This is a genomic window from Psychrobacter sp. SZ93C1, assembly GCF_015864635.1.
GTDB classification, from domain to species: Bacteria; Pseudomonadota; Gammaproteobacteria; order Pseudomonadales; family Moraxellaceae; genus Psychrobacter; species Psychrobacter fozii.
Genome location: NZ_JADYWY010000009.1, coordinates 79,752 through 100,410, shown reverse-complemented (window position 1 = coordinate 100,410; position 20,659 = coordinate 79,752). Strand labels below are relative to the sequence as shown.

The 20,659-nt window shown below is 42.2% G+C and carries 15 protein-coding genes; 9 read left to right on the top strand and 6 right to left on the bottom strand.

Translation table 11 applies throughout. From position 1 onward, the window contains the following. Nucleotides 1-130: 130 nt before the first annotated feature. Nucleotides 131-1,267, bottom strand: coding sequence for a formate/nitrite transporter family protein (locus I6E83_RS11960; RefSeq protein WP_320158393.1), 1,137 nt, complete (start codon nucleotides 1,265-1,267; stop codon nucleotides 131-133). A 317-nt stretch (nucleotides 1,268-1,584) separates the two neighbouring features. Between I6E83_RS11960 and I6E83_RS11955 the strand changes: the two genes are divergently transcribed. The 4 genes from I6E83_RS11955 to I6E83_RS11940 all read left to right on the top strand — a co-directional run bounded on the left by I6E83_RS11955 (nucleotide 1,585) and on the right by I6E83_RS11940 (nucleotide 9,674). After that, on the top strand, nucleotides 1,585-4,518 hold the full coding sequence (locus tag I6E83_RS11955) for a valine--tRNA ligase (protein ID WP_197102214.1): 2,934 nt from the start codon (nucleotides 1,585-1,587) through the stop codon (nucleotides 4,516-4,518). 373 nt (nucleotides 4,519-4,891) lie between these two features. Next, nucleotides 4,892-6,346, top strand: coding sequence for a Na+/H+ antiporter family protein (locus I6E83_RS11950; protein ID WP_197102204.1), 1,455 nt, complete (start codon nucleotides 4,892-4,894; stop codon nucleotides 6,344-6,346). 213 nt (nucleotides 6,347-6,559) lie between these two features. After that, nucleotides 6,560-8,359 (top strand): hypothetical protein, encoded by a 1,800-nt coding sequence (locus tag I6E83_RS11945; protein ID WP_197102202.1) that lies wholly within the window; start codon nucleotides 6,560-6,562, stop codon nucleotides 8,357-8,359. Between the two features lie 19 nt (nucleotides 8,360-8,378). Then, nucleotides 8,379-9,674: a VWA domain-containing protein gene (locus tag I6E83_RS11940; protein ID WP_197102201.1), complete on the top strand. Its 1,296-nt coding sequence runs from the start codon at nucleotides 8,379-8,381 to the stop codon at nucleotides 9,672-9,674. A 190-nt stretch (nucleotides 9,675-9,864) separates the two neighbouring features. Here the strand turns inward: I6E83_RS11940 and I6E83_RS11935 are convergent, their stop codons facing one another. Next, nucleotides 9,865-10,533: a DUF255 domain-containing protein gene (locus I6E83_RS11935; RefSeq protein WP_197102200.1), complete on the bottom strand. Its 669-nt coding sequence runs from the start codon at nucleotides 10,531-10,533 to the stop codon at nucleotides 9,865-9,867. Nucleotides 10,534-10,949: 416 nt separating this feature from the next. On the opposite strand from I6E83_RS11935, the gene I6E83_RS11930 reads away from it, so the two are divergent. Both I6E83_RS11930 and I6E83_RS11925 read left to right on the top strand, forming a co-directional pair. Next, the gene (locus tag I6E83_RS11930; RefSeq protein WP_197102199.1) at nucleotides 10,950-11,372 is read left to right on the top strand and encodes a YbaN family protein; all 423 of its coding nucleotides are present in this window, start codon (nucleotides 10,950-10,952) and stop codon (nucleotides 11,370-11,372) included. A gap of 245 nt (nucleotides 11,373-11,617) precedes the next feature. Next, nucleotides 11,618-11,827 carry a cold-shock protein gene (locus I6E83_RS11925; RefSeq protein ID WP_010201661.1) on the top strand — a complete coding sequence of 70 codons (210 nt, stop codon included), beginning with the start codon at nucleotides 11,618-11,620 and terminating at the stop codon, nucleotides 11,825-11,827. A gap of 236 nt (nucleotides 11,828-12,063) precedes the next feature. Here the strand turns inward: I6E83_RS11925 and I6E83_RS11920 are convergent, their stop codons facing one another. After that, complete coding sequence (locus I6E83_RS11920) at nucleotides 12,064-13,149, bottom strand: YeiH family protein (RefSeq protein WP_197102198.1); 1,086 nt, start codon at nucleotides 13,147-13,149, stop codon at nucleotides 12,064-12,066. A 222-nt stretch (nucleotides 13,150-13,371) separates the two neighbouring features. On the opposite strand from I6E83_RS11920, the gene I6E83_RS11915 reads away from it, so the two are divergent. Further along, the gene (locus tag I6E83_RS11915; RefSeq protein ID WP_197102197.1) at nucleotides 13,372-14,307 is read left to right on the top strand and encodes a LysR substrate-binding domain-containing protein; all 936 of its coding nucleotides are present in this window, start codon (nucleotides 13,372-13,374) and stop codon (nucleotides 14,305-14,307) included. A gap of 141 nt (nucleotides 14,308-14,448) precedes the next feature. On the opposite strand, the gene I6E83_RS11910 is transcribed toward I6E83_RS11915, so the two are convergent. Together I6E83_RS11910 and I6E83_RS11905 are read right to left on the bottom strand one after the other, a co-directional pair. Beyond that, nucleotides 14,449-14,910, bottom strand: a complete 462-nt coding sequence (locus tag I6E83_RS11910; protein ID WP_197102196.1) for a universal stress protein — start codon at nucleotides 14,908-14,910, stop codon at nucleotides 14,449-14,451. Nucleotides 14,911-15,000: 90 nt separating this feature from the next. Then, on the bottom strand, nucleotides 15,001-15,462 hold the full coding sequence (locus tag I6E83_RS11905; protein WP_197102195.1) for a universal stress protein: 462 nt from the start codon (nucleotides 15,460-15,462) through the stop codon (nucleotides 15,001-15,003). Nucleotides 15,463-16,053: 591 nt separating this feature from the next. On the opposite strand from I6E83_RS11905, the gene I6E83_RS11900 reads away from it, so the two are divergent. Next, on the top strand, nucleotides 16,054-19,146 hold the full coding sequence (locus I6E83_RS11900; protein WP_197102194.1) for an insulinase family protein: 3,093 nt from the start codon (nucleotides 16,054-16,056) through the stop codon (nucleotides 19,144-19,146). A 157-nt stretch (nucleotides 19,147-19,303) separates the two neighbouring features. Next, nucleotides 19,304-19,768 carry a hypothetical protein gene (locus I6E83_RS11895; RefSeq protein WP_197102193.1) on the top strand — a complete coding sequence of 155 codons (465 nt, stop codon included), beginning with the start codon at nucleotides 19,304-19,306 and terminating at the stop codon, nucleotides 19,766-19,768. Between the two features lie 101 nt (nucleotides 19,769-19,869). On the opposite strand, the gene I6E83_RS11890 is transcribed toward I6E83_RS11895, so the two are convergent. Then, the gene (locus I6E83_RS11890) at nucleotides 19,870-20,433 is read right to left on the bottom strand and encodes an NUDIX hydrolase (RefSeq protein WP_197102191.1); all 564 of its coding nucleotides are present in this window, start codon (nucleotides 20,431-20,433) and stop codon (nucleotides 19,870-19,872) included. Nucleotides 20,434-20,659: the final 226 nt, after the last annotated feature.

Sequence of the window (20,659 nt, the reverse complement as noted above, 5' to 3'; positions counted from 1 at the left end):
CTTTATTGATTGAACCCCATAACCGGCTTGATGTTTCAAAGCTTGTTATGGGGTTTTTGCATTTATGGCCACCATATCTCATTACATAGAGTCTGTAGAATATAGCGCAAGACAGGGTTAAGTACAGAGCTTAACGATGACGTACATCTGCTCTTTCTTTAGCATTGGCTGTCTGCTCTTTTACTTTTTCAATTTCAAACAAGAACGTGCGGTTTTTCAGTACTGCGACAAACACCACGCCACCGACCGTATTGCCCACCAGTACCACTGCCAAGAAGACTAAATAGCGCCATAGGCTGACGGTATTGCCATATAGTAAGGCAGAAAACACCTCAATATTACCTACGATACTGTGATGTAAACCCAAAAATCCGATACTGCCCGTAATGATGGTAACTAAGACAATGCGGCTAAGGGTATCGCGTGCCGAGGTCACCAGCCATGCCGTCACGCCCATCATCCAACCTGCCAGTACGGCGCTACCAAATATCACCCACCATTCAAATCCTAAGACATGCTCGGCATACGCGTCAATGTCGCTGACGCTGAACAACTGCATGTTCAAACCGAGGCCAATCATTAACGCAGCAAATAAACAACCACCAACGACGTTACCAGCGATGACAATGCCCCATAGACGTAGCAACTTAGTTAACGGTTCAATACCGTTGAGTACTGGTAGACTCAAGAGGGAGGTTTGTTCGGTAAACAATAGCGACTGACCAATGACAACGATAATAAAGCCGATGGGGTAAAGTAACGAGGCTAGTACGAGGGCGTATTCACTGGGTAGTACTCTGCTGAGGAACGCAAAAGCCGATAAAATCATAAAGAAGCTAATACCAATCTCAAGCCCAGCGGTAAAAGCACTAGTAAAAAGTGAGCCAAGCGAGCGCTCAAAGGTTTCTTTAGCGTCCATGACTTGCTCAACTAGGATACTGGCATAGCTTTTTGCATGACTCAAATTGTCATCATTGGCGACTTTTTTGATGGTTTCTTTGTCTTCGTCACTGATTTCTTCTGGCAGATCATTATCTTTTAGGTCTTCAGTGACGTTTGTCTCATCGGTGTTCTCATTATTATTGTCATTAGCTTTGCCATTGGGACTGCTTTCTTGAGATTCTTTTTGACTGTTTTCTTGATGGTCTTCTTTCTGGCTTCTTTGAAATTCTTCTTTATGACTGTCATCAGCCAAGTGCTCATAATCTGTAGATGAGGTCTGTAAGGCTTTTTGATGTTCAGTATGACTATCAATATCTTGGGACACGGTAAACTCACTGGTTAAGAGATAATAGTTTTGCTATATAAGAAGTATCGAACGTAGAGACAGAAACTATATTGAGACAGAAGCTATATTCTATCGTACGACGATCGCTAATTATGTTTAGCATTGAGCCGATTGGTGTTGTTAATTGTTTAATAATTTGCTCAAAAACTGCCTTCAGGCTTTATAAATTGCCTTACCATCTAACAAAATATGCCTATCTGCGTTAAAATCACTCTATTCATTATTTTTCTAATTTTTATATTCGCTTTAATTCAATTAACTTTGATCACATTCAATCAATAAAAGATAATGCCATTATGAGTAACCACAACCTAACCGCCTCTATCCAAGCGGCCTTAAGCCAACTTGAAAACGCCTATAACCCTGCGGAAGTCGAAGCAGGCATGTATCAGGGCTGGGAAGAAAGCGGCTATTTTCAGCCGACTTTTGACAAAGAAGAGTCATTTTCTATCGCACTACCACCGCCGAACGTCACTGGCTCGCTGCACATGGGACATGGTTTTAACAATGCAATCATGGATGCGCTCACCCGTTATCACCGCATGGATGGCGATAACACACTGTGGCAACCAGGTACGGATCATGCAGGTATCGCGACCCAAATGGTTGTTGAGCGTCGTTTGGAGGCGCAAGGTATCAAGCGCCGTGATATGACGCGTGAAGACTTCATCGATAAAGTGTGGGAATGGAAAGAAGAGTCGGGCGGCAATATCACCAGCCAGATTCGCCGTTTGGGCAGCTCGGTTGACTGGTCGCGTGAGCGCTTTACCATGGATGATGGTCTGTCTAATGCGGTAAAAGAAGTGTTCGTTCGTCTGTTCGACGATGGCCTTATCTATCGTGGTAAGCGTTTGGTGAACTGGGATCCTAAGTTCCAAACGGCATTATCTGATTTAGAAGTGGAAAATCATGACGAAAAAGGCAGTTTGTGGCATTTCCGCTATCATTTCACGGATAAAGATTTAACGACCCAAGATGGTAAAAACTATCTGGTCGTAGCCACCACGCGTCCTGAGACATTGCTTGGTGATACGGCTGTCGCAGTTAATCCTAGCGATGAGCGTTATGCACACTTGGTCGGCAAAACCATTACCTTGCCAATCACGGGTCGCGTCGTGCCTATCGTCGCTGATGATTATGTCGAAAAAGACTTCGGTACGGGCTGTGTCAAAATCACCCCAGCGCATGATTTTAACGATTATGAATTGGGCCGTCGTCATAGCTTGCCATTGATTAATATCCTCGATGAGCGTGCCAATATCTTAGCATCGATGGAAGTCTATCCTGATCTGCAAACGCGTGAGCCAGAGCTAGAAACCACGCCAAGCGAGTACGCAGGGCTTGAGCGTTTTGCCGCTCGTAAGTTCCTCGTTGAGCAAGCAGGCGAGCAAGGCTGGCTAGAAGACATCGAAGACTACGCACTCAAAGCTCCGCGTGCTGAGCGTGGCGGTACGATCGTTGAGCCGTGGTTGACCGATCAGTGGTATGTCGCTGTTAAAGAGCTGGCCAAGCCTGCGATTGACGCGGTAGAAGACGGCAGCATCGAGTTCGTCCCTGCGCAGTACAAAAACATGTATATGTCGTGGATGACTGATCTGCAAGATTGGTGCATCAGCCGTCAGCTTTGGTGGGGACATCGTATCCCTGCATGGTATGACGATGCGACGGGTGAAATCTATGTCGCCCGTGACGAAGCGGAAGTGCGTAGCAAGTACAGTCTCAGTGACGATATTGTATTGCGCCAAGATAATGACGTGCTCGATACGTGGTTCAGCTCTGGTCTATGGACGTTCAGTACGCTTGATTGGGCAGACGTCAACGCCGATCCACGCGTGATGGATACCTTTCACCCGACCAGCGTATTGGTGACAGGTTTTGACATTATCTTCTTTTGGGTGGCCCGCATGATCATGATGACCATGCACTTCGTGAAAAACGAAGATGGCACGCCGCAAGTACCATTTAAGACCGTTTATGTGCATGGTCTGGTACGTGATGGCAATGGTCAAAAAATGTCAAAATCTAAAGGTAACGTCTTAGATCCGATTGACCTAATCGATGGTATTGATCTAGAAGCGTTGGTAGAAAAACGCACCAGCAATATGATGAATCCAAAAGATGCGGCCAAAATTGAAAAGCAAACGCGTAAAGAGTTCCCAGAAGGCATCCCAGCCTTTGGTACGGATGCACTGCGCTTTACCTTCACATCCTTAGCCAGTACCGGTCGCGATATTAACTTTGATCTAAAGCGTGTCGAGGGCTATCGTAACTTCTGTAATAAAATCTGGAACGCCAGCCGTTTTGTACTTATGAACTGTGTTGATAGTGAAGGCCATGCCAAGCCTATCGATCAAGCGGCAAACCCTGACGTTTGGGAATTACCAGAAAAATGGATCATGAGTCGTCTGAACTCTACCATTGCCGATATCCATCAGCATTTCGCTCAGTATCGTCTCGATATGGTCAGCCAAGATATCTATGAGTTTATCTGGAATGAGTACTGTGATTGGTATGTTGAGCTTGCCAAAGCCAGTCTAAATGATGACTCGGTGTCTGACGAACGCAAAGCGCAAATCCGCTATGTATTGCTGCACGTGTTAGAGACGGCGCTACGCTTTAGCCATCCAATCATGCCGTATCTGACCGAGCAAATCTGGCAGACGGTCGCACCGCTACTGGGTCGTAAAAACACCGACAGCATCGTGGTCGCTGACTATCCAAAAACGGATAAGGCACAAATCAGTGAGCAGGTTGAGGCGGATATGGCATGGCTACAAGAGCTAATCGCTAGCGTCCGTAATATTCGTGGTGAGATGAAACTGGGCAATGCGGTACGTCTGCCAGTATTGCTACAAAATATCTCGCTAGCAGAAGACGAGCGCCTATCACGTATTGCGAACCAGTTTAAAGCGCTTGCCAAGGTAGACAGCTTAACCATTCTAAAAGAAGGCGATGAAGTACCATTATCATCATCAAGTATGGTCGGTCAGTTACGTGTACTCGTACCGATGAAAGGGCTGATTGATCCAACGGCTGAGCTGGCTCGTTTAGGCAAGTCGTATGATAAGTTGAAAGGTCAATCCGAAGGCATCGCGCGTAAGCTCGGTAATGAAGGCTTTGTCAGTAAAGCACCTGTGGAAGTGGTAGAAGCAGAGAAAGCGAAACTGGCTGAGCTAGAAGGACAGTTAACCGCCATGACAGCACAGATGGAAGAGTTAAAGAACCTGTAATTACTACAACAACAGCTGTATGAATAAAAAACGCCGTCACAACTGTGATGGCGTTTTTTATTGTCAGGATGACGTTCAGTAAGATGGCTACCTGATGTACGTAAGATATAGTCAAAGAAATCTAAAACAGCTACAAGGCAGCCGACCGCAGATTGTACATATAGTACCTCTAGGGAGGGTAACACCGTAGCGGTTTAGTAGTTCGCTGACGATAGCGTCGTCCAAACGTACACTGTTAAAGAGTAGTAATACGTTAGTAGCCAAATAGGAATGACTCCTCAGCGTTAAGGGGTGTATATTGCATGCTGTTTTTTTTATTTTTGAGTTTGCTTTACCCATTTGATTTATTTGAAACATTATTTTGAGGGATATTATGTTAGCTGCTTATCGAGATGATACGTTTTTTCTTAGTCGAGCGTTACCTGTATTGGTTGCTTTAGCAGCTATTTATGGATTGTTGTCATTGTTGTCTATTCCGATCAATGCTGTGGTATTGGCCATTGTACTCATGGTTGTATTTTGTCTTATCAAGATTCCTGTTGCGGTCTCATTAGTCTCAGCGGCTTTGCTAGGTGGTATGCATGCGCAAATGGCGTTTCCAGACATCTTGCAAGTATTGAATGACAACTTACTCAGTGGTGCGCAGGTAGGTATGACCTATATCATGGTCGGTGCATTTGCCGTTGCGCTGTCGAGGAGTGGTGTTCTTGATTGGGTCGCGCAGAAAATGGCTCGCAGCCTAAATCGTGAAGGTGCTCATGTACGCAAACAGGTTAAATGGATGCTGTTTATACTGTTCATTGTCGCCTCATTGCTCTCACAAAACTTGATTCCAGTACATATTGCTTTTATTCCCGTACTGATCCCGCCATTACTTGGATTGATGAATCGCCTGCAAATTGACCGTCGTGCCATCGCTTGTATTTTGGCTTGTGGTATCAGTGCGTCTTATCTGCTGTTACCGTTTGGCTTTGGTGCGATTTATCTCAATGAAATTTTATTAGAAAACTTTAATACGGTGGGTGCGGCATCTGGGTTTGTTGCCACCGCGAGCATGGCGCCTAAAGCGATGTTTTTTCCAGTGATGGGTATTTTGGCTGGTATGTTGGTCGCTGTGTTTATCACGTATCGTAAGCCACGCGCTTATATCGAATCACAAAAACAAGAAATGCCAGAATCTGCCGATCAAGAAAAAATAGAAATAGGGTTACAGCCTTTGCTATTTACCGCATTGGCAGTGATAGTGGTATTGCTGTTCCAAATGTATTTTGATTCTTTGTTTATTGGCGCAATGATAGGGTTTATGATTCTTGGCTTTTCTGGTATTTATCGCTGGCGGGCTCAGGATGATGTCTTTACTCAAGGCGTTCGATTGATGGCTGAAATCGCTGTGATTATTACTATCGCCTCCAGTTTCGGAGCGGTATTAACGGCCACAGGTGACATCGACCCATTAGTGGCTTCTGCGACTCAGATTTTAGGTGATAATAAGCTGTTCGGTGCGGCGATGATGCTGATCGTGGGGTTGTTTATCACTATCGGTTTTGGTGATTCATTTGCCTCTGTACCGATTTTGGCGCCGATTTATATTCCATTATGCGTGGCGCTTGGTTTTTCTCCATTAGCGACACTGGCTATGCTTGGTGCGTCTGCGGCATTGGGCGATGCTGGTTCGCCTGCGTCTACTATCACGCTTGGTGCGACTGCTGGTCTAAATGCTGATGGACAGCATGACCATATTAAAGACAGTGTGATTCCGACTTTTTTCCATGCCAATATCGGTATGCTGCTATTTACTTTGGTCGCTGTGGTATGGCTGTTAGGCTAAACTGGCTGAGCTAGAAGGGCAGTTGACCGCGATGACGGTGCAGTTAAAGGCTTTGTAGGTTGATGTCTTAGAAGTTTTATAGATAAAAATGCCTCTGTAATAGGGGTGTTTTTTTGGTCTAATGATTGGTTTCTTAATAATTGGATAGATAATTGTGTGGTATTATTTGTCCTTATAGCTTATAAACATTGGTTTTTCGAAAGGTTGTTATTCATGAGCTGCTCTACTGATAATTGCAAAAATGGAAAGTTTGAGTCTCTTTTTGTAAGAACTATTTGTAATTCTTTAGAGGAGTCTTTTAGTAAGTATAAAAGAGATAAATTTGATAGCAATGAAATAATTTTATTAAATAAATTGAAAAGCCATAGTTTAGATTTTAATTATGATATTTTATTACTTACTGAAGGGATTGAGTTAAATATAGACGGAATAAATTTTCCACATGATTATGAAATAAGTAAAAATATTAAATATATAATAAAAAATATGTATGCTGTGAACTGGAATGGTTGTGCTATAAATTTTAGTGTAGATGAATATATGGAAATATCTACATTTAATAATTGTGTTTTCATAAAAGATTTTTATTTACGGAAAGATATTATAGTTTCTAATATAAGAAAATACTATAATAATTTTATATTTTTTGAATGCACTTTCGAAAAAAATGTAGCTGTTGGATTGGAGGTTATAGACAGGATAGAAATATCTAAAGGATTATTTCTAGATTGTGTTTTTAAAAAAGAATTAAAATTAGAGAATGCAGAATTTAATTTCCCTTTCTTTTCAAATTCAGAATTATATGTGGAAGATGGCTTTCCATGTGAAGAACATATAAGATGTATAGAAAATGTTATAATAGAGAACTGTGTTTTTAATTCTAATTTTACTATGAATGGCTTGGATTTGGAAAAAATTATAATAAAACATAATGTATTGAGATTAGAAAACTCTTTACGTATAAAAGAGATAAGTATCGAAAATAGTAATTTTAGCAAGGAGTTTGAGTTAAAAAATGTTAATGTTGATAATTTAAATTTTAGTAAATCTAATGTACATGGTGTTTTTGATGTATATAAAAGTTGTTTTATAAATACTAGATTTTATAAGGTTGTTTTTGAGGAGTTCGCTACATTTGAATATGTAGTTTTCGGTGATGATTCCATAGATAATAGAGCCGATTTTATCTATGTAACTTTTAATGATTTCTCTAATTTTAGGGATACGGATTTTAAGTCAGGTCTAAATTTTTCAGGGGTAAACCTGAAGCAAGAGCCTAATTTTTTGAATGCCAAAGTAAATGTAAATTATACAGATAGAGAGACTTTAAGAATAATAAAAAACTCATTTGAAAAAGTTAATAATAAAATTGAGTCTAATAGGTTTTTTATACATGAGATGAGTTCCTATAGAGAAGAAGTTAAGAGTATGGTTCACAGTAAGATAGTATATGTGAAAATAATAGAATACAACAAAAAAATAATAAGTTGTATTGATGAAAAAATAGATTGTATCGTTGATTTTGATAATTCGATTTTTGTTGTATTTTTTATTGGTGTTTTAACTTCTACTCTTATTCTATTTGAATCTATATTTTTTTTATTGAGAATGCCAATAATTATATTTAGGTATGTAGGTAATAATTTTAACTTTAAATATCTGGTTTTAAATATTAACTACTTTATATCTAGATTTGGCGAAAGTTATATTAGGCCTATAGTAATATTCTTATTTTCAATAGGTTTTTACACCTATATATTGAAGGTGCACACAGATATTTTTGGTGAGAAGCCTGTAGAATGGTATGTTGCATTACTAAGATACTGCGTAACACAAGACTGGTTTGTATCCCTATCGAAATTTTTAAATGCCTGTGCCGCTAATGTTCCCTTGTTCAGCAAAGCTCTTGAAAGTAAGAATGGTATTCAGTTTATTAGCTTACTGTTTTTTATATGGTTCGGCATACTCACATGGCAAATTATCGTTGCTGTTAAACGAAATACACAACATTAAATAAGATTGGGATAGTTTCATGAACCTCACCGTCGGACAACGCGCGCCTTTAAGCAATCTTGCTATTGACGATACCGTACCCATCACGCTCAAATTCACCCGCCAAAGCCCTATAGAGATGGACATCAGCTGCTTTGCCTTAGACGCAGCGGGCAAACTGATCAATGATGATTACATGGTGTTTTATAATCAGCCAACCTCACCATGCGGGCAAATCAAGCTCACCCATTACGAGTCACAGCCAACGGCGAGTAAGGGCATCCAAGCTGAGTTTGAAGTGAATTTATCTAAACTGGCTGCGGATATAGACAGCTTGTTTTTTGTGTTATCAGCCGACACGCCGCTGAATCAAATTCAATCGTTAGAGATTGGTATTTGGCAGCAATCACAAAAGGCGCAGGCAGAGTATCAAGCAGCAGACTTTGCTCAGCAGCAAGCCAGTATGCTCATGCAGCTGTATCGTAAGAGTGGCGTTTGGCGAGTATCTAATGTCGCGCAAGGCTTTAATGGTGGGCTTGCCGCCATCGTGCAGCATTTCGGTGGCGATGTAGAAGAGGGTAGCTCGACAGCAGAAAATGTGACCGCCACGCCAGTTCAAGCAAAGCCATCGCTAGAGAAGGTCATGCTAAACAAGGCCCCAAAACTGGTCAATTTGGCCAAAAAAGCCACGATTTCGCTTGAGAAACGCCAGTTGCAGCAATTAACCGCAAAGGTCGCGTTGGTGCTAGATGCCTCAGGCTCAATGAACAGGCAGTACAAAAAAGGCCGCGTACAAGAGGTGGTCAACCGCATATTGCCATTGGCAGTGAGCTTCGATGACGACCAAGCGCTAGACTGCTGGGCGTTTGCCCGAGATCCGCAGTATTTGGGCGAGATTGGGCTGAGCAACTATGACGGTTTCATTGACAACGCTCATGGCGGCTGGCGCAAATGGGCACTTGGCCCGCGCATTAATAACGAAGCAGAAGTCATGAAAGCCGTGACGGAGTTTTATCAAAAGGACGGCTTGGATGTGCCTATCTACGTGCTATTCATCAGTGATGGCGGAGTGAATGACAATCGTGGTATCACCAGAGTCATGACGGAAGCCGCGAAACTGCCGATATTCTGGCAGTTTGTGGGCTTGGGTGGTCGTGGTTATGGCATCCTAAAAAAACTAGACGACATGGCAGGGCGCGTGATTGATAATTGCGACTTTTTTGAACTAGATGATTTGGACGACATTAGCGAAGAAGCCTTGTATGAAAACATGCTAGAAGAGTTCCCAATGTGGCTCAAAGAAGCCAAGCAGCTAGGCATAGTGACTCCATTATAAAAGTAGGACTGCGTTAACCTTGCTTGAAGTATTTAATATACGTCTACACTCGGTTGCCTTGCACTACTTTTAAATTGAATCGACTATATCGTGCAGCAATAATCTGATTATTCGATGACAGCTAAATAAAAACCGCTGACCCTATAAGGTGAGCGGTTTTTTAGACATAAAGATATAGCAAGTTTATTTTTTAAGAAGCTTTAGACTTCAATAACTTTAACTGTTCTAGCAGTATGCTGCGCTCATAGCCTCTAAACTCTTCACCACCACTTTCTCTGATCTCGAATCCTTTTATAGCACTAGTCGGCTCCATATTACCTACATACTTACCTTTGCTATTCAGGGCAACAATGAATGGGTAGTAATAAATATTCTCAGGATCAAATCCTGTCATCTCAATCGCTTCATTGCCATTGGCATAGGAGTTATCGATATGTGCTATCACGAAATTATTAGCAACGTATTCATTTAAGCGTTTTGCATCATTGATTTCATCTGAAGATACGTGTTCACGCATTGACCACGTTTGAATGTCACCATAATTATCGCGCCATTCATAATCAAAAGTTCTAAATTTTCCTTTAAAGTAATTATCTAAAACATGGCACCATATACACCATTCACCACCGTATACGATTAACACATTTTTATTTTCTTCATTGGCTGTCGATATAGCAGATTCTAAAATATTAACTTGGTCTGCACATTCGTCATATAATTTGGCTTGACCATCACCACAGTCTCTGGGTATCACAGTAGGAAAGTGAGTAATAGTAAGCGCAGACCAACTAGGTGGCTTATCTTCCATAGAGGTAATTGAGTCAAGAATAGGGTCTTTGACTTGCTTGTCAATATTCATGCAACTAACTATTAATGGGCTAAGAGCGCTTAATATGAATAGAGTCATAAATTTGGATTTTATATTATGCATAGTCAGTGTCCAAATGGGATGGAATTTTAAATATTCCACAAAATATAAGTGCAAAAATACATGTGTGAGTGTAAAAATTAGTCAACTATTTATATTAACATGTGAAATATAAAACCATCTACAACTTAGTAGCAGAGCAGTTTCTATACTCAAAAAATAATCGAAATTTATGAGTCAACTTACCCATCATTAACCAAACCTACCTATTTATAGCAAAAACCTCGCAAAAATAGTCTTGTATCGCTTTCGGTGGTATTGCATGCTTACTTACCTATATAGGTAGCTATCTTATAAATCAGTAGCTGCTTGCCTTTATCGCCGTATTGTCTAAAAACATGACTTCTATGACTCAATCAAAAAAAACGTTTTATCACCGTCCCAAGACCAATCAATCGAAGAGCCCTACCGTACGTTGGCTTTTTTTGACGTTAGGCTGGCTGTTTTTTGTATTGGGAATAGTGGGTGCGTTACTACCAGTGATGCCCACCGCGCCATTTATATTGCTGGCGGCAGGGTGCTGGGCGCGTAGCTCCCGACGTTTTCATTTTTGGCTGATCAACCATAAGTTTTTTGGGAAGTTTGTCCGTGATTGGGAAAATAATCATGCAGTGCCTTACTATGCCAAGTGGCTGGCCACGATAATGATGGCAATATCGACATCTATGTTATTTTATCGTTTGCCTGCCGATATGATGTGGATGGCATGGGCGGTAGCGGTGGTCTGTAGTGGGGTAGCGGTGTATTTGTTCCGATTACCAAATGCCTAAAAAACAGTGAAAATAGGTCAAAAAACAGCGAAAAAAGGCCTCCAGTTACACGAAATCTCAGATAAGACTTGCGAAATCAGGATGTTCCCCTTATAATACGCCCAAGCTTAAGAGCAGTTCTGCACCAAATCATTACCTCGTAGTATTAGTTATAATCCTTCGTTTTAATATTTATCGTTCAGTAGCTATTTGCAAGCGTTACCGGTCACTAGGCCATTAATAAATTAAAAAGTAGGATTATCAATATGTCAGATACTCAAAAAGGTACAGTTAAGTGGTTCAACGAAGCTAAAGGCTTTGGTTTTATCGCTCCAGAAACTGGCGCAGACGTTTTTGCTCATTACAGCGAAATCACTGGTTCAGGCTTCAAAACTTTAGCTGAAGGCCAAGAAGTTGAGTTCACTGTAACTCAAGGTCAAAAAGGCCCACAAGCACATAACATCGTTGCTATCTAATTTGTCTTTATAGACAGATAGATGAACAGATGTAAAAAAAGCGAACCTTCGGGTTCGTTTTTTTATGTCTGTCATTTGTCATTTGATATGAGCCATTAAATATCAAATAGCTTTGACATCAAAATATAGAATCAAAAATGCCTACGTACTATTTCGATAGTTGTAGGCATTCTTGTTTTTATGGATGACGGGTTATTAGAGCTGAAGGCTAGCGTAGCGCTAAAGAAATGAATCTATCAGATAGAGCTAATACCAATATTAATCAGACCACCGCCAATGATTAACCATGCAAACATAATAGCACCCAAGAGGAGTGGCTTAACGCCAGCTTGCTTAATCGCGCTCAGATGAGTCGTCAATCCTAGTGCAAACATCGCCATCGTCAGCAATACATCATCAAACTTGACCATACTTCGCTCAAAGCTGTCAGACATCGGCACCCATGTGTGCAATACAACGATAAGAATAAAAATAAAGGCGAACCATGGCACATTGACTTGTTTAATGCGGTCTACAAACGACAATGTCTCGCCATGACTGTCATTGTCACCCTCGGTCAAAGCAAAGGATAAAATCAGTAGAAAAGGGGCGAGCATCATGACGCGTATCATTTTGGTCACGACGGCTGTATTGCCAACTTCAGGATTGATCGCGTTACCTGCGACCACAACTTGTGCGACTTCGTGTATGGTCGAGCCAGTATAGATGCCATATTGCTGAGCATTTAGCCAAGGCTGTAACCAGCCAAGATGATACAAAAATGGATAGAGCAGCATCGCAATAGTGCCGAAGACGACGACAGTTGCCACAGCGATAGTGACTTTATGCGCTTCTGCTTTGACCACTGGCTCTGCAGCAATGACTGCGGCTGCTCCGCAAATGCTCGCGCCTGAACCAATCAATAAAGTCGTTTTTTTATCGACTTTTAGCCATCTCGTACCCAGCCAATAGGTCAATAGAAAGGTCGATGTCAGTACCAGTGCATCGGTCATAATCGCGGGCATACCCACGCTAGCCACTTGCGTCATCGTCAGCTTAAACCCATAAAACATAATGGCTAAGCGCAATATTTGACCTTTGGCAAAGCATACACCAGCATTTAGCTGCTCGGCGAAATTAGGGTATACCGTATTGCCCAACAGCATACCGAGCAAAATCGCTAATGTTAAAGAGGATAATCCGACGATGCGCCCGTTCGACCAAGTGTCTAGACCAGTATTGAGCCATAAACAAAATAAGCTACCGACCAGCACCACGACCAATCCTGCTAAGTGCCGATTGCTTGGGAAATAGTTGGTCACTGTTTTGGTTAAGGCATTCATGACAGGTTGTCCTATTGTCATTAATCGAAATAAGCATAAGCTTATGAATGGACAGTATAAGATAAGCTGATTTATAATAAAAACAGATTAATAAGATACAAACTATCGATTTTTTAGGTTAATGCTGATGATTCAAGATTGATAGTAAAAATATTGAGATTGAAACAAGATAGGTATAGCGAATAAAACAGGCTAAAAACTGATATAAGGCGTCATGAACTAATGAAAAAAGCGATGCAGACGCTACCGAAGATTACGCTAAAGCAATTGGCGGTATTTGTGAGTATTTATCAGACAGGCAGTACCAGTCGTGCCGGTGAAGAGCTGCATTTATCACAGTCAGCCGTTAGTAGCGCGCTGACTGAGCTTGAATCCAGATTGCAAATGCCGTTGTTTGAGCGCGTTGGACGTCGGCTCAATCAGCATCCCAATGCCCATCCCATTTATGTGCAAGCGCAAGCGATATTGGGACAGTCATTGACGCTTGAGCATTATCATAAGCACCAAGCAGGGCAAATTCATATTGGCGCGAGTACCACCATAGGTAACTATGTACTGCCACCGCTACTGGCTAAGTTATATAAAGCACTGCCAGATGCGAGTGTGAACACTTATATTGCCAATACCCAAGAGGTGGTCGCTGAAGTTGAGCAACTCAACATTGATATTGCCCTAGTAGAAGGGATGCCGCGCCCGACAGATATGAAGGCCATTGAGCAGCGAGCATGGCGAACGGACACGTTAATGATCTTTGCCAAGCGTGACAGTCAGTGGTTACCAAATATCGCGGCCTATAATGATGCGGATAACTGTTACGAGCTTAGTATCGAACAACTGGCACGATTGCCACTATTGGTGCGAGAGGCAGGCTCAGGTACGCGGCAGATCATCGATGAGCAGTTGCTAAAGCATTTACCCGATGCGGAGGTGATTATGGCGATTCAACAATCAGAAGCTATCAAAAATATGGTCAGTGCCGATATTGGCCTTGGCTGTCTATCGCAGCATGTGATTGAGACAGAGCTAGCAGCAGGTACACTAGTACAAGTGACTGTGGCAGGAATCGATCTATCGCGGACATGGTGGCTAGTCTGGCATAAAGCTCGCCATCAAAGCCCCATTTGGCAGACGTTTATTGATATTTTGACATCAGAGTAACGACTGCAAGGGAACGATTGAAAGGTTGAAAACAGACAATAAAAAGCGTTCCATAACATGTGCTATGAAACGCTTTATTAAAGGCTATTTTGATACAAGTTATCTAACTTAGTTCTCGTCACTTGAGCTTTGTCATATAAGCTATTTTGTGACAGGCTTATCCAGTCTGACCACCAAGCTATCACAAGGCACGTTCGGTAGGATGTTATCTGCTGTAGCGCCGCTTAACCAAGCGACAATGCCATGGCGTTCGTGACGACCAATGACCAATAAATCCACATCGTGTTTATGGCAGTAATTGACGATACCTTCGCTGTTTGAGATAGCAGTGGTTACCTCAGAATTGACGGCATTTAACTGGTTGCGTTCCAAAAATTCTGCCAGTTTAGCGCGGGCTTCTTGGCAGCGTTCATCATCAATCTCATCGTATAAGCTTGAGGCGGGCACCAGCTCATAGCCAAAACCAACCATCGTATCTTTGACAATATGTAATACCGATAACTTAGAGCCAGGACGATTATCAACGATACGTTTGGCCTTTTGAGCGACCACGTCAGCATCAGATAATAAGTCGGTAACCAGTAATATATGTTGATAACTCATGAGATGTTCCTCGTAGCAGGTAGTCTTTACTATAGCACTACCCATGGCTGCTGTTAAGTAAGCGTTGGCTATCTTTTTCTGAATAATTGATTACTGTGCTACAGGCTGATCAAGCTTTACTACTAGGCTATCGCAAGGCACGTTTGGTAGTATGCTGTCTGCAGTCGCTCCGACTAACCAAGCGGCAATACCACGTCGCTCGTGGCGTCCGATAATGAGTAAATCGACGGCCTTTTCTTGGCAGTAATTGACGATGCCTTTGCTATTGGATATGGCGGCAGTTACCTCAGCGTCGACTGCGTTCAGCTCATTGCGCTCCAAGAACTGTGCTAGATTTGCTCGAGCTTCTTGCCAGTGTTCGCCATCGACATCCCCTGATAGACTAGAGGCAGGCACTAACTCATACCCAAAGCGTACCATATCATCCTCAACGATATGCAAGACTGTCAGTTTGGCGTCAGGAGAGCCTGCAAGGATGCGTTTGGCTTTTAGGGCAACCTTATCAGCATCGGATAATAAGTCTGTCACCAATAAAACATGTTGGTAGCTCATTAGATGTTCCTATTAATAGTTAACTTCATAGTAACAGTGGCGACTGGCTTTGTTAAGGGTTAAATCCATTATTTAATTGTGGTAATGATTGAGTGCTGCTGTATGATTTTGACCACAAAGGTTTTAACCATAAAAATCTGAGGCAAAAAGGTTTGAGGCAAAAAGGCTTTAATAGAAAAGAGAGCTAAGCCAACCGAGTGCCGATTTGTACGGAATACTCTAAGGAAGGTTAATGCTGGCACTAGTCTATAGAAAATTGACTGTATTATTGCCAGATGGATGGCTTGACTTATGACAGCGCAAACCCCATCTACTTCCGTTAGGCAAATTCTTTTTAATTTATACAGGCGTATCGCTGTCATTTAAAATGATGTATTGATACCTGCCATTAAATTTGAATATTACTCATAGGTTAATCACAATAATACTCACAATATTTTATATGAATAGCATATAAAAACGACCCTACGATAAGTATGACATTCACTAGTTATCTATTGTTTACCCTGATTTTATTTATCGCTACTGGCTAGATTTGGTCATAAATAGCATATTATTCTAAATAAAATAGGGCAATCCATAAGGAAAATTATGACCAACACGTTATTTACTGCTGATCTAACTTTGCATCCTGCATTTGAGCTGCTAGAGCATCGCCATATTGATGCGCTCTCGATGGACGTATTGATAAGCCAACACGTCAAAACAGGCGCCATGCATTATCACTTGGCGCATCCAAGTGACGAAAATGCCTTTTTGGTTGGCTTTCGCACACAGCCGATGGATTCAAAAGGGGAAGCCCATGTGTTAGAGCACGTGGCGCTATGTGGCTCTGAAAAGTTTCCTGTCCGTGATCCGTTTTTCTCAATGATTAAACGTTCGCTCAATACCTTTATGAATGCGATGACCGCCGCTGATTGGACGGCTTATCCATATGCAACGCAAAACAAAAACGACTATTTTAACTTGCTTGCTGTCTATCTTGATGCCTCGTTTTTCCCTAATATTCATCCGCTCGACTTTGCTCAAGAGGGCATTCGTGTTGAGTTAGATGAAAATGACAAGCCACAGTTTAAAGGTATCGTCTTTAACGAGATGAAGGGCGCAATGAGCGGTGAGATTGACCAGTTGTATCATACGGTCGCTCATCATTTGTTCCCAACGACGACGTATCACTATAATTCAGGCGGCGATCCTGCGGATATTCCTGATTTGACGCATACTGAACTGGTTGAGTTTCATCAGAGCCATTATCACCCATCAAACAGTGTGATTATGAGCTTTGGTAATATTCCGGTCGCTGAAACGCAAGCCAAAATTCATGACGATGCCTTGACTCAATTTGAAGCGGGCAAAAAGCACGTATCGCGTCCAGAGCAGCGTTTGTCTGCGCCAGTTAGCGCAGTAGATACTTATACGGCTGACGAAGCAGGCCCTGATCAAACCCATCATGTCGTGGCGTGGTTATTACCATCGATTACTGATCCCAAGCAGCGTTTGGCATTACGTCTATTAGAAGGCGTATTGGTTGAGCATGCTGGCTCGCCGCTGCGTGCCTATCTTGACAGCCATCCACTGGGTAAAGCGCCAAGTCCGCTATTGGGACTTGATGACAGTCATTACGAGATGGTCTTTTATACGGGTCTACGCGGTTCAAACCCTGAACATGCCGAAGCGGTAGAACAGGGTATTCTTGATTTGCTCACAGAAGTTGCCAGCTCGCCAGTCGATGACGAAACCATCGAAACTATTTTGCACCAGATCGAGATTGATCAGCGTCATATCGGCGGCGATAGCATTCCTTATGGTCTGAACTTAATGCTAGAAGGGTTTAGTACCGCCATTCATGATGGTAATCCTATCGATGTCTGGGAAGTTGACGAACATTTGCAGTGGCTGCGCGAGCAAGTAAAAGATGCGCAATGGCTACCGAATTTAATCAAAACCCATCTGTTAGACAATCAGCATCGTGTCCGCGTTACCCTGACACCTGATAGTGAAAAGACAGCCCGTCTTGCTGCCGCTGAGCAGACGCGTCTAGATACTATCGCGATGGATTTGACTGCTGATGATAAAGCTGTTTTGAAGCAACAAGCCTTAGATTTAGCAGCACGCCAAGCGGCACCTGATGATTTAAGCTTATTGCCAAAAGTTGGTTTAGAAGATGTACCAACGGATATTAGCTTTAAACAAGGCACGCAAAAGCAGGTGCGTTTAAGCGGGCAAGACAGTACTTTATTTGAATATGAAGCGGGTACTAACGGTATCTATTACTATCAAGTGATCATCCCGTTGACCGATGCGATTGGTAATGCAAACGCAGATGAACTGCCAGTCAATGACGTGATTAATCATCCATTGCTGCCTATCTATTTAAGCCTATTGTCAGAGTTAGGTACGGACACGCTCAGCGCCCATGAAATGCAAGCCAAGCAAGCGGCGCATTCATCAGGGGTAACGGCTCGTATCAGCCAACGTACCAATGTCGATGATAGCCAAGCGATTAGCAGTTATTTCGTTGTGGCAACGCGTGCGCTTAACCGTAAGCCTGAAGCAATTGATTTGCTCAAAGAAGTCATGGAACACAGTATCTTTTCTGAGCATGACCGTATCAAAGAAATCTTGCAGCAGCGTCAAGCAGGTTGGCAGTCAAACCTAGCAGGGTCTGGTCACTCTTACGCCATGCAAACCGCCAGTCGCGGTATGAGTCGTCAAGCACAGCTAGAATATGTGCGCAGCGGTCTGCCAGCATTGAATGCGTTAAAGGACTTCTTAACGCATGCCAGTACAGATGATGCACAGTGGGATAAATTGGCCACTAGCTTGATGGATTTACATCAACGTTTGATCAGCTTGCCTAAGCACGCCGTTATCATCTGTGAAGCTGAGCAAAGCGAACGCTTAAGCAGCTTGATTGTCGATAGTTGGAAAGACAGCCAAGCGCCAAAGATTGCCGAACAGCTTCGCAATTCTGAGAATAGCATTGAAGACAGTATCCCGAGCGAGTTTGCAGATTTGCAACTTGATACAGCGCTGAATGGTGTGACTGATACGGTTAAAGCGTTAGAGAGTGGCGACGATGTTAAAAACGACGTGCTCGATGTTGAGGATTTGGCTTGGCTAGTACCAACCAACGTCTATCATAATGCCAGTGCTTACACTGTACCTGCTGCCGATCATCCTGATACCGCTGCACTAATGGTATTAGCACCTTACTTACGCAACGGCTATCTACACAGCGCCATTCGTGAGCGCGGTGGTGCTTATGGTGGTGGTGCTGGTTATGATGCCAATGCGTGTGCGTTTAAGTTCTTTAGCTACCGTGATCCACAATGCGCTGAGACCTTTGCTCATTTTGATGCCAGTATCGAATGGTTATTGAATGAACCACAAACAGATGAGCAGTTAGAAGAAGCCATCTTGGGTATTATTTCAGGTATGGATAAGCCAGGCTCTCCAGCTGGCGAAGCTGTCAAAGCATGCTTTGCTGACTTACATCATCGCGGTGTCGATTGGCAGCGTAAAATGCGTGCGTCAATATTGGCAGTGACGGTTGCTGATTTACAGCGCGTTGCCAAGCAATATCTGCAAGGCCAGGAGCATGTACGTGCAGTATTAGCGCCTTATGATAAAGAAGAGGCTGTTAAAAATCTTGGCTTTAACGTTTGTAAAATAAAGAGCTAATATCGCTTTTTATATAAGAAATCTTTAAATAAAAGCCAGATTTTATAGTGATCATTAAATAAGCAGACAATACTAAATTATTGTCTGCTTTTATTTTGTCTGCAAATAATTTAAGATGGAGAAATTTTGTATTAGCAGTTAATTAATAGGAATCGACTTGGCAAATAAACCCATCATAGAAGTGACTGAGTACACTAACTCTTATAAAAGCTTGTTAGGGTATGCTGTTTTTTATGCACTGAGCTATGTGCTGTTGACGTATGTCTTAAATCAACTCAACTTTATAGTGGGCGGTGTGCTTTTAACCGTTGCTATCATTGCTGTGCTAAATATGGCAGTGACGATTTTATTTCGTAAGCGTCAACATCGAGGGTTGGATAAGGCTGAATGTGGTCGTATTGCCGTTCTCTCTGTGCTGATGATTACAGCTGTATCAGTGGTTATGTTTGTACTAAATATTAATGTACTTATAACAAGTATGGACATCAATATCACATGGGTAGACATTCATAATAGTGGTATGCATAAAGTGATGGCAGTGGTGGGAATTGCTACCTTAATTATTCATTATGCCGTCATCTTTTATAGTTTGTGGTACATGCAAAGGTTTTGGAAGACATGATAAGTTTTGCAAGGCGATTAAAGTGTTAGGCAATAAAAAGCCGCTATTTCTATTCGAGATAGCGGTTTTTTTAACAGATAGATTGGTTGTTGAGCCGACGTTTAAAAACGTTTGATACTTTGATCTTTGCCGATATGATCTTGATGTATAGGGAAGTCAGCATGATCATCGAACTGCTTGCGGTCTTCAAAATAGCTTTTTAGAGTACGACGTATCGCTTCAAAGGCCAGTTTATCCCATGGAATATCTTCTTCGGCAAACAAAGCAGAGTCAAGGCTTTCAGAGCCAATCCCATAAGCACCGTCTTTGAGGTCAGCTAAATAAATAGAGTATATTTGCCCGATATCTGGAATGTCATATAGGCAATATAAGTGTGGATTGATAACGACCGCTTCAGCCTCTTCATAGCTTTCACGTGCAGCACCCTCTGCCATGGTCTCCCCATTTTCCATAAAACCTGCCGGTAAAGTCCATAAGCCGTATTGAGGCTCAATGGCACGGCGACATAGCAATACTCGGTTTTTATGTACGACAAGTGAACCACAAATAACCTTTGGGTTCTCGTAATGAATATAGTTGCAGTTTGGGCATACCAAGCGCGGTATATTATCTGTGGGTGGTATCTTTCGTTCTGCTTTATGACCGCATTGGAGACAATAGCTCATATCAACTGCCTTGTATAATGATAGTAGGAATAAAAAATAGATAAGAAAAAGATGTCATTATTTTAAGAATTATCATTCTTATTGTAGGCTGATAGCCCATCTTGTTTTCATGTATGGCCAAGCCGTTTATGACCAGACCATTTATAGCCAAACTGTTTTACATTGGCTAGATCATCGCGTTCACCACTTCTAGCATTCGGCTGTCTTTTATTTAAACTGTTTAGAC